Consider the following 8,211-nt stretch of genomic DNA (forward strand, 5'->3'; position numbering starts at 1 on the left):
TCATCACCCGGGTGGCCTTCGGATTCAAAGCACCCGAAGCCCTCATCGGCCTGGCGATGCTCAGCCTCGGAGGCCGGAAACCGGTACTCCCGGGACGGGGATGACCCACGGAAGAGTCAGTAGAGCCGTATTTCTTGGGGCCCCTGTAGATCCGGGCGCCGGGAATAGCTGTTCCCCCTGGCAGCTGCCGGGGTTCGCGGCGGCCCATGCCCGGCGCTCGCATCCGGCGCGCTCGCCCAAAGTCCCGACCAACGACAAAGGGTGCCGGTTCCTTATCTCCAGTGGAGGATGGAACCGGCACCCTTTGCGTGTCCCTTCATGCGTCCCGGCCAATGCCGGGACCCACATGGTGTAATCAGCCGGCCTGCGCGGCCTTGACCAGTTCGTTCACCGATCCGAAGAGCGGGTGGTCGGCAGCCAGCCCGGTGATCTGCTCGGTGGCCGCTTCACTCGGGTTCCCCGCCAGGATCACCGCCATTTCGGCGGCCTCGGTGTCCTCCGGATCGTTGAACCGCAACGCCGCGGCCATGGCCTCGAGCAGCGCCACCGGCTTGATGCCGTTCTCGGCCAGCTCGGCGGCCGGGCCGATGAACCGCTCGTGCCGGCTGAGCTTGCGCAGCGGCGCCCGGCCCACGCGCACCACGGTGTCGGGCAGGTACTCGTTGGAGAACCGGGCCAGGATCTTTTGCACATAGGCCTCCTGGTCGGCCTCGGCAAAGCCGTGCTTCGACACCAGCAGGGACTTGGTTTCCGCCAGCACGGCGGCAACCTTGGCAAAGACCTGCGGGTCGGCCATCGCCTCGGAAATCTTCTCCAGGCCGGCGGCAAAGCCCAGGTACGCCGTGGAGGCGTGCCCGGTGTTCACGGTGAAGAGCTTGCGCTCGATGTACGGACCCAGGTCCTCCACGAACGTCGCGCCCCCGATCCGCGGCACGGCGTCCCCGAACGGGGTCTTGTCGATGACCCACTCGAAGAAGGTTTCCACCGTGACGTCCAGGCCCCGGCCGGGCGCCTGGTTCGGCACGATGCGATCCACCGCGGTGTTGGCGAAGATCGCGTTGGCGTCGACCGCCTCCGCAGCGGCGGCGCCGTCGGCGCGCACCGCGGCTTCAAGGATGTCCGTGGCGTTGATGGCGTTCTCGCACGCCATGACCTGCAGCGGTGCCAGCGCGGCATTGCGCTTGGCGATGCCGGCGGCAATCAGCGGGGCGACGAACTTCAGGATGTGCGGCCCCACGGCGGTGGTGACCATGTCCGCCGTGGCGATTTCGTCAATGACCGCTTCGGCCTGGGTCGAGGAATTCAGCGCGCGGAAGTTGTCCACCGTGCGCACCTTCGGATCCTGTCCGACCTCGTGCACCTGGTAGCTCTCCGCCGCATCCAACGCGGAGATCAGCGCGTCGGCCACGTCGGCAAACACGATCTCGTAGCCCGCGTCGTGCAGCAGCAGCCCCACGAATCCCCGGCCGATGTTCCCGGCCCCAAAATGTACTACCTTCACGATGCGTTGACCTTTCCGAAGATGTCCAGGATTTCCTCGCGGGTGGTGGCGGTTTCCAGCCGCGCCACCTGCGTCTTGTCGGTGAAGACCCGTGCGATCGAGGACAGGATGGCCAGGTGCTCGTTGTTCACCCCGGCGATGCCGACCACGAACTTGACCTCCTTGCCGTTCCAGTCGATGCCCTCGGGGTAGCGGATGATCGACACCGCGGAGCTGGCGATGTTGCCCTTGGCCTCGTTGGTTCCGTGCGGGATGGCCAGGAAGTTGCCCATGTAGGTGGACACCGAGGCCTCGCGGGTGTGCATCGAGGCCACGTATTCCGCGTTGACAGCGCCGCGTGCCAGCAGCCGGGCCCCTGCTTCCTCGATGGCGGCGTCGCGCGACGCGGCGGTTCCGGTGAGCACCACGCTGTCGGCAACCAACACCTCGCGTGCCGGGGCGGCCGTATGCTTGGCCGCGCGGGCCGCGGCACCTGCGTGCTCGTCGGTTGCCGAGGCTTCTGCCCCTGCTGCTGCTGCGCCCACGGAAACGGATTCCGCCGGTGCGGCGTTGCGGGTGCGCACCAGCTCGACGATTTCCTCGTAGCGCGGGCTGTTCATGAAGTTGTCCACCGAAACGTGCACCGCGCTGGCCGTCACGGGCGTGGCACGGGCAGCGAGATCCTGGTGGGTGACGACGATGTCGTAGGTGTCGGTCAGGTTCGCGATGGCCGAGTTGGTGACCTTCACGTTGACCAATCCTGCCTGCTTGAACATGTTGCGCAGCACCGAGGCGCCCATGGCGCTCGATCCCATGCCCGCGTCGCAGGCGAAGACCACGTTGTTCACCGGACCGGAGGCAGCATCGGCGGCGAAGGCGAAGCCCACCGAGCTCTTCTTGCCCTTCATCGATTCCATTTTGGCCGCTGCCTCGCCAAGCTCGTCGCCCTCGGGCGCCTTGGAGATCTTCAGCAGGAACGAACCGATCAGGAAGGAGACCACCGTCGCGACAACCACCGAGAGCGTGACGCCCAGGTAGCTGTCCGAGGATGTCATCGCGAACACCGCAAAGATGCTGCCCGGGGCCGCCGGGGCGCGCAGGCCCGCGCCGGTGAGCACCAGCATGAAGATCCCGCTCATGCCGCCGCCGATGGCGGCCAGGATCATGACCGGCTTCATCAGGATGTACGGGAAGTAGATCTCGTGGATCCCGCCGACGAACTGGATCAGCGCGGCACCCGGTGCCGAGGCCTTGGCCAGGCCCTTGCCGAAGATCGCGTAGGCCAGCAGGATGCCGAAGCCAGGGCCGGGGTTGGCCTCCAGCAGGAAGAGTATGGACTTGCCCTGTTCCAGCGCCTGTTCGGTGCCCAGCGGGGTGAGGATGCCGTGGTTGATGGCGTTGTTGAGGAACAGGACCTTGGCCGGTTCGATGAAGATGCTGGTCAGCGGCAGCAGGCCGTGATTGACCAGGAACTGCACCACCGCACCGGCGCCGTTGGAGAACGCAACCACCAGCGGATTGACCAGTTGCATGCCGAAGATCGCCATGGCGGCCCCGACGATGCCGGAGGAGAAGTTGTCGATGAGCATCTCGAAGCCCGGCTTGACCCGGCCCTCCCAGACGGCATCGAGCTTCTTCATGACCCAGGCCGAGAGCGGGCCCATGATCATCGCGCCGATGAACATCGGGATGTCGGCGCCGACCACCACGCCCATCGTGGCGATCGCACCGATCACGCCGCCGCGGACCCCGTGGACCATCTTGCCGCCGGTGTAGCCGATCAGCAGCGGAAGCAGGTAGGTGATCATCGGTTTCACCAGCAAGGCAAGCTGCTCGTTGGGCAGGAACCCGTCTGGAATGAACAGTGCGGTGATCAACCCCCAGGCGATAAACGCCCCGATGTTGGGCATGATCATCCCCGAGAGGAAGGTGCCGAACTTCTGCACCCCGACCCGCAGGCCGCCGCGGGAGGCCGCCTCAGTTTGTGTTGCCATGATTTTTCCTAATCGTTTGTCCTGCACCGTCGCAGGGAAGGAACCGACGCGTGTGGACGGTCATGTCGTCTTGGAGATGCGATGCAGCCATTCGAGGAACATCTTCATTTCGGTGTTGGAAAGTTGCTGCGGGTTCGAGGACTCCAGCGCGGCGTTCAGCGCTATGGCGGCCACGACCACCGCGGAGGCTCCCACCGGGGTGGCGGAGTCGGCAATGCCGGCCTCCGAGGAGACCGCGGTGATCACGGCATCGCGCGTCATGTCGGACAGCTCGAAGTTCCGTTCCTTCTCCGGTTCGGAGATGAGCATCAGGGTGACCCCGATGTTCGCGGCCAGGATGCTGCGCACCGCGTCGGCCGGGGGCACGTTCAGGTGCCCGGCTTCCGCGGCCCGGTCGAGCTTCCCGCGCAGCAGCGCCTCCGCTTCCGAGACCCTGTTGGAGCGGTTTCCGGGCCTGACCTTGCCGAACATCACCAGGTACAGGTGCGGTTTTTCGATGCCGAAGCGCACGTGTTGGTCCCACATGCGCCGCACGTCGTCCAGCGGCTTCCCGGTGGGTTCAAGGTCCATTTCACTGGCCACGTACTGCTCGAAACCCACGGCAACCACCGCGTCGAACAGGCCTTCCTTGTCCCCGAAGTGGTGGTACAGCGTCGGTGCCGTGACCCCCGCCAGCTCGGTGATCTTCCGGGTGGAGACCGGAGCCCCCTCCGAATTGGCCAAGAGTTCGACGGCAGCCTGCAGCAGTCGCTCCCTCGGCGGAAGCTGGATGTCTAGACTCATGGCTGCTACCCTAGCACCTATAGCATTGCTATATGAAGGGGATCACAGCTTGAGTTTATGCTCGAGTCCTGCGTGGTCATCGTCTGCATCGCGCAACGGACAACCCAAGAGCAACCCACGGGAACGAGGAACTCAAGTGCAAAACTTCTCCGGAGTGGGCGTCATGCCCGGACGTGTCATCGGAACCATCCGGCATATGCCCCCGGCGCTTTCCGAGCCTCCGGCCGGCGAGAAGCTGGACGCCTCGGTCACCGCGGAGCAGGCCATCGCCGGGCTCAAGGAAGCCGCCGCATCCGTGCAGGCGGACCTGCGCACCCGTGCCGCAACCGCCAGCCCCGAGGCCAAGGCCGTGCTGGAGGCCACCGCGCAGATGGCCACCGACTCGATGCTGCTCAAGGGTGCCAACAAGCTGATCAACACCGGCCTTTCGGCCGAACGCGGCATCTGGGAGTCGGGCGAAACCGTCGCCCAGATGCTCATCACCCTCGGCGGCTACATGGCCGAACGCGCCACCGACGTGCTGGACGTGCGCGCCCGCATCGTCGCCGCGCTGCGCGGGGTCCCCGCCCCCGGCATCCCCGATTCGACGGACCCGTTCATCCTGGTGGCCGAGGACCTGGCACCGGCGGACACCGCCACGCTGGACCCGGCAAGGGTCGTTGCCCTGCTGACCACCGGCGGCGGGCCCCAGTCGCACACCGCCATCATCGCCCGCGCCATGGGCCTGACCGCCATCGTCGCGGCCAAGGGACTGGAGGTGCTGGAATCCGGCACCGAGATCTTCGTCGACGGTGCCGCCGGCACCATCTCCACTTCCCCCGGCGACGAGGAACGCCGGGCCGTCGCCGCCTGGCTGAAGAACGCCGAGCTGCTCTCCGTCTTTGACGGCGAAGGCGTGATGGCCGACGGGCACCTGGTTCCGCTGCTGGCCAACGTCGGCGGCGGCAAGGACGCGGTGAAGGCCGCTGCGGCCGGTGCCCAGGGCGTGGGGCTGCTGCGCACCGAATTCTGCTTCCTGGGCCGCGACACCGAGCCGTCCATCGAGGAGCAGGTCGCCGAGTACAGGGCCGTCTTCGACGCCTTCGGATCCAAGAAGGTCGTGGTGCGCACGCTGGACGCCGGCGCCGACAAGCCGCTGCCCTTCCTCACCGACGCTTCCGAGCCCAACCCCGCACTGGGCGTGCGCGGCTACCGCACCGACACCACCTCGCCCGGGGTGCTGGCCCGCCAGCTCTCCGCCATCGCCACCGCATCAGCCGGTTCCGAGGCCGAGGTGTGGGTCATGGCCCCGATGGTTTCCACGCCGTCCGAGGCTGCCGATTTCGCCGCGATGTGCGCCGACGCGGGACTGTCCATCCCCGGGGTGATGGTCGAGGTCCCCTCGGCCGCGCTGAGCTCCGAGTCCATCCTGGGCCAGGTGTCCTTCGCGTCCCTGGGCACCAACGACCTGACGCAGTACACCATGGCCGCGGACCGGCAGCTCGGCCCGCTGGCCGCGTTGAACAACCCGTGGCAGCCCGCGGTGCTGCGCCTGATCGAATTGACGGTCGCCGGCTCCCGGGCCGAGGGCAACCACAAGCCCGTGGGCGTCTGTGGCGAGGCCGCGGCGGATCCGGCGCTGGCCGTGGTGCTGGTGGGTTTGGGAGTCTCGACCCTGTCGATGTCCGCCCGCTCGCTGGCCTCCGTGGCCGCGGTGCTCAAGACAGTCACGCTGGAACGCGCCGGCGAATTGGCGCAGCTGGCCCTGGCCGCACCGAGCGCCGAAGCGGCACGCACCGTGGTCCGCGAGGCGCTGCCGGCGCTGGCCGAATTGGGCCTGTAGCCAACACCCCGGCACCGTAGGATTGGTCCTGCCTGCCCCCATTTGTTTCCCAAACACCTTCGTACACAGGAGAAAACACATGTCCGAACGTCTTGCCACCATCGCCAGCGCCTCCGGCCTGCACGCCCGTCCCGCAGCGCTCTTCGCCGAAGCAGCCGGCGCGCTGGACATCGAGGTCACCATCGCACCCAAGGGCGCCCCGGAGGACGAGGCCCTCGACGCCTCGAGCATCCTCTCGCTGATGACGCTGGGCGCCGCCAAGGGCGACGAAGTGGTGCTGCGCGCATCCGGCGATGGCGCCGAGGCCGCGCTGGACTCCCTGGTTGCACTGCTGGAAACGGACCTGGACGCCGTCTAGCCAACCCCGTAGACCACCGTCGATGGCGTGGAACCCGAGCCAAGGCGCCTCGGGTTCCACGCCATCGGTGTTTTGCCTTGAGGCCAAGTGCACATGCATGGCCCTGGGTGGACGCCGTGTGGTCCACGGGCCGAAAATCCACTCCGTGACGTCCAACCATGGACTGATCAACGTTGCTCCGAACCCGGCCGCGCCCGGGAGCGGAAAACCCTGAGCATGGGCCTTCTTGGCCCCGCAAGCAAACGGTACAGTCAGCAGCCCGTGAATCCGCGCAAACCCAAAGCGTTCGATCACGGACTTCGGGACGCGCGAGGGCAGAGCCGTCCCGGAAGGGTTCGGCAGTTTGGACCTTTTGTCACGGTATCCAACTCGTCGCATGGTTTGAGGACCGGATGCTGCCATTCAAGAAGAGTCTGTTGTGGTCTTCCGGCCACCGGTTCTTGCGGGGTACGGTAGCGCAATACATGGCACTTCGACGGCGAGCCGATCACAAATGTCGACAGCGTCCCGGTCCGAGCGTCTTTTCGGACCGACCCAACGAATGATTCAGGGGAGGATCAGGACATGGAACTGATCTTTGTCCACGGCGCTTTGGTGCGCGATGGACAGTGGTGGTGGCAGCGGACCGCGGAGCTGCTCCACAAGCACACCGGGATCCGGAGCAGAGCCATTGCGTTGCCCTCCTGTGGCGAGGGAGCACCCGAGGATGTTGCCGGCGGCCTCGTTGCCGACGCGGCGGTGCTTCGCGGCGCATTGGACGAGGTGGACTCCGCACTCGTTGTCGGTCACTCCTACGGCGGCACCGTTATCGCCGAAGCCGGCCAGCATCCGGCAATTGCGCAGTTGCTCTATGTGTCGTCGTACCTGCCCGAGGTCGGGCAGTCTCAGGGTGCGATCATGAACGGCGAAGGCGATCCGGTGTCCATCGGTGACAACGGTGACGGCACGCTGAGCGTGTCCGGCTACGACGCAACTTCTTTTGGAGCCCGATTCCTTCAGGACGCAGACGACGAGACCCGGCACCAGGCGTGGGCGCGGGTGGTCGCGCAGGCTGCCGGGGCATTCACGACTCCGACGAGTGCTGCCGGCTGGGAGGGAATCGATTCAACGTACATCGTCTGCGGGCAGGACCGCAGCACGTCGGTCGAGTTGCAACGCTTCCATGCGAGCCGGGCGACGCACTGCGTCGAACTGCCGACCGGGCACCATCCGTTCATTTCCCGACCCGATCTGGTCGTCGAACAAGTGCTGGAACTGATGCAGCGAGGGTGAGTCATGGGGTGTCGCCCGCGTGAACGGAGCTTTGGGTCTCTCGGAGCGTCGATTCTGTCGGATGACACTCCCGACTGCCGACGCCACTATTTGGTGGTCCATCGGCATTCTTCGGATCCATCACCTACGACCGAATCCCCCACATCGACCGCAAGGCGAATGCCCGCGGGAGACGGCGTTCCAGGCGGTCCACGTCGAGTCGTCCCGGAGGGCGGCTTGCGGGCAAGGGCAGCGATTCGTCCCGGCGCGTGTGGTTCCGGCTGCTAGCCTCATCCAAATGCTTGCGCCCATTCCGAGCTGCGGAGGAACTGACCAGATGCCAAAGGACACCAATTACTACACCTTTGCCGAGGCGTACTCGGCCGAGAACGAAACTGTGATGTCTCGGGTCATCGGTGACAGTTCTGCCTCAGGACTTCGGTGACGGTTGATGTCTCACCACATCGGTGACAGTTGTGGGGCATGGGGGCCTCTTCGGAGCCGGGTGAGATTTCTGTTGTTG

At 66.2% G+C, this 8,211-nt stretch carries 6 protein-coding genes; 3 read left to right on the forward strand and 3 right to left on the reverse strand.

Annotated elements, in window-relative coordinates; translation table 11 throughout:
• Positions 1-355 precede the first annotated feature (355 nt).
• From DQ353_RS20710 to DQ353_RS20720, 3 genes are read right to left on the reverse strand one after another with little or no spacing between them, the layout of a single operon-like run.
• Entirely contained in the window at positions 356-1,501 is a 1,146-nt protein-coding gene (locus tag DQ353_RS20710; protein ID WP_113765076.1) for a mannitol-1-phosphate 5-dehydrogenase, read from the reverse strand.
• The gene (locus tag DQ353_RS20715) at positions 1,498-3,474 is read right to left on the reverse strand and encodes a PTS mannitol transporter subunit IICBA (RefSeq protein WP_113765077.1); all 1,977 of its coding nucleotides are present in this window, start codon (positions 3,472-3,474) and stop codon (positions 1,498-1,500) included. The genes DQ353_RS20710 and DQ353_RS20715 overlap by 4 nt, the downstream gene beginning before the upstream one ends.
• A 60-nt stretch (positions 3,475-3,534) precedes the next feature.
• Positions 3,535-4,257, reverse strand: a complete 723-nt coding sequence (locus DQ353_RS20720; RefSeq protein ID WP_113765078.1) for a TetR/AcrR family transcriptional regulator — start codon at positions 4,255-4,257, stop codon at positions 3,535-3,537.
• 136 nt (positions 4,258-4,393) lie between these two features.
• Here DQ353_RS20720 and ptsP point away from each other — a divergent pair, with 136 nt between their 5' ends.
• The 3 genes from ptsP (at position 4,394) to DQ353_RS20735 (ending at position 7,709) form a co-directional block, all read left to right on the forward strand.
• Positions 4,394-6,079 carry a phosphoenolpyruvate--protein phosphotransferase gene (gene ptsP / locus DQ353_RS20725; protein ID WP_113765079.1) on the forward strand — a complete coding sequence of 562 codons (1,686 nt, stop codon included), beginning with the start codon at positions 4,394-4,396 and terminating at the stop codon, positions 6,077-6,079.
• Between the two features lie 79 nt (positions 6,080-6,158).
• On the forward strand, positions 6,159-6,437 hold the full coding sequence (locus tag DQ353_RS20730; RefSeq protein ID WP_113765080.1) for an HPr family phosphocarrier protein: 279 nt from the start codon (positions 6,159-6,161) through the stop codon (positions 6,435-6,437).
• A 564-nt stretch (positions 6,438-7,001) separates the two neighbouring features.
• A complete protein-coding gene (locus tag DQ353_RS20735) occupies positions 7,002-7,709 on the forward strand; it encodes an alpha/beta hydrolase (protein WP_113765081.1) in 708 nt (235 codons plus the stop codon).
• The last annotated feature ends 502 nt before the right edge of the window (positions 7,710-8,211 follow it).

Source organism: Arthrobacter sp. AQ5-05, assembly GCF_003287975.1.
Classification (GTDB): Bacteria; Actinomycetota; Actinomycetes; order Actinomycetales; family Micrococcaceae; genus Paeniglutamicibacter.

Bases quoted from the DNA above. Each gene is read 5' to 3' on its own strand.
- DQ353_RS20730 (WP_113765080.1), top strand. From the start codon at position 6,159: ATGTCCGAACGTCTTGCCACCATCGCCAGCGCCTCCGGCCTGCACGCC.
- DQ353_RS20715 (WP_113765077.1), bottom strand. From the start codon at position 3,474: ATGGCAACACAAACTGAGGCGGCCTCCCGCGGCGGCCTGCGGGTCGGG.
- DQ353_RS20735 (WP_113765081.1), top strand. From the start codon at position 7,002: ATGGAACTGATCTTTGTCCACGGCGCTTTGGTGCGCGATGGACAGTGG.
- DQ353_RS20720 (WP_113765078.1), bottom strand. From the start codon at position 4,257: ATGAGTCTAGACATCCAGCTTCCGCCGAGGGAGCGACTGCTGCAGGCT.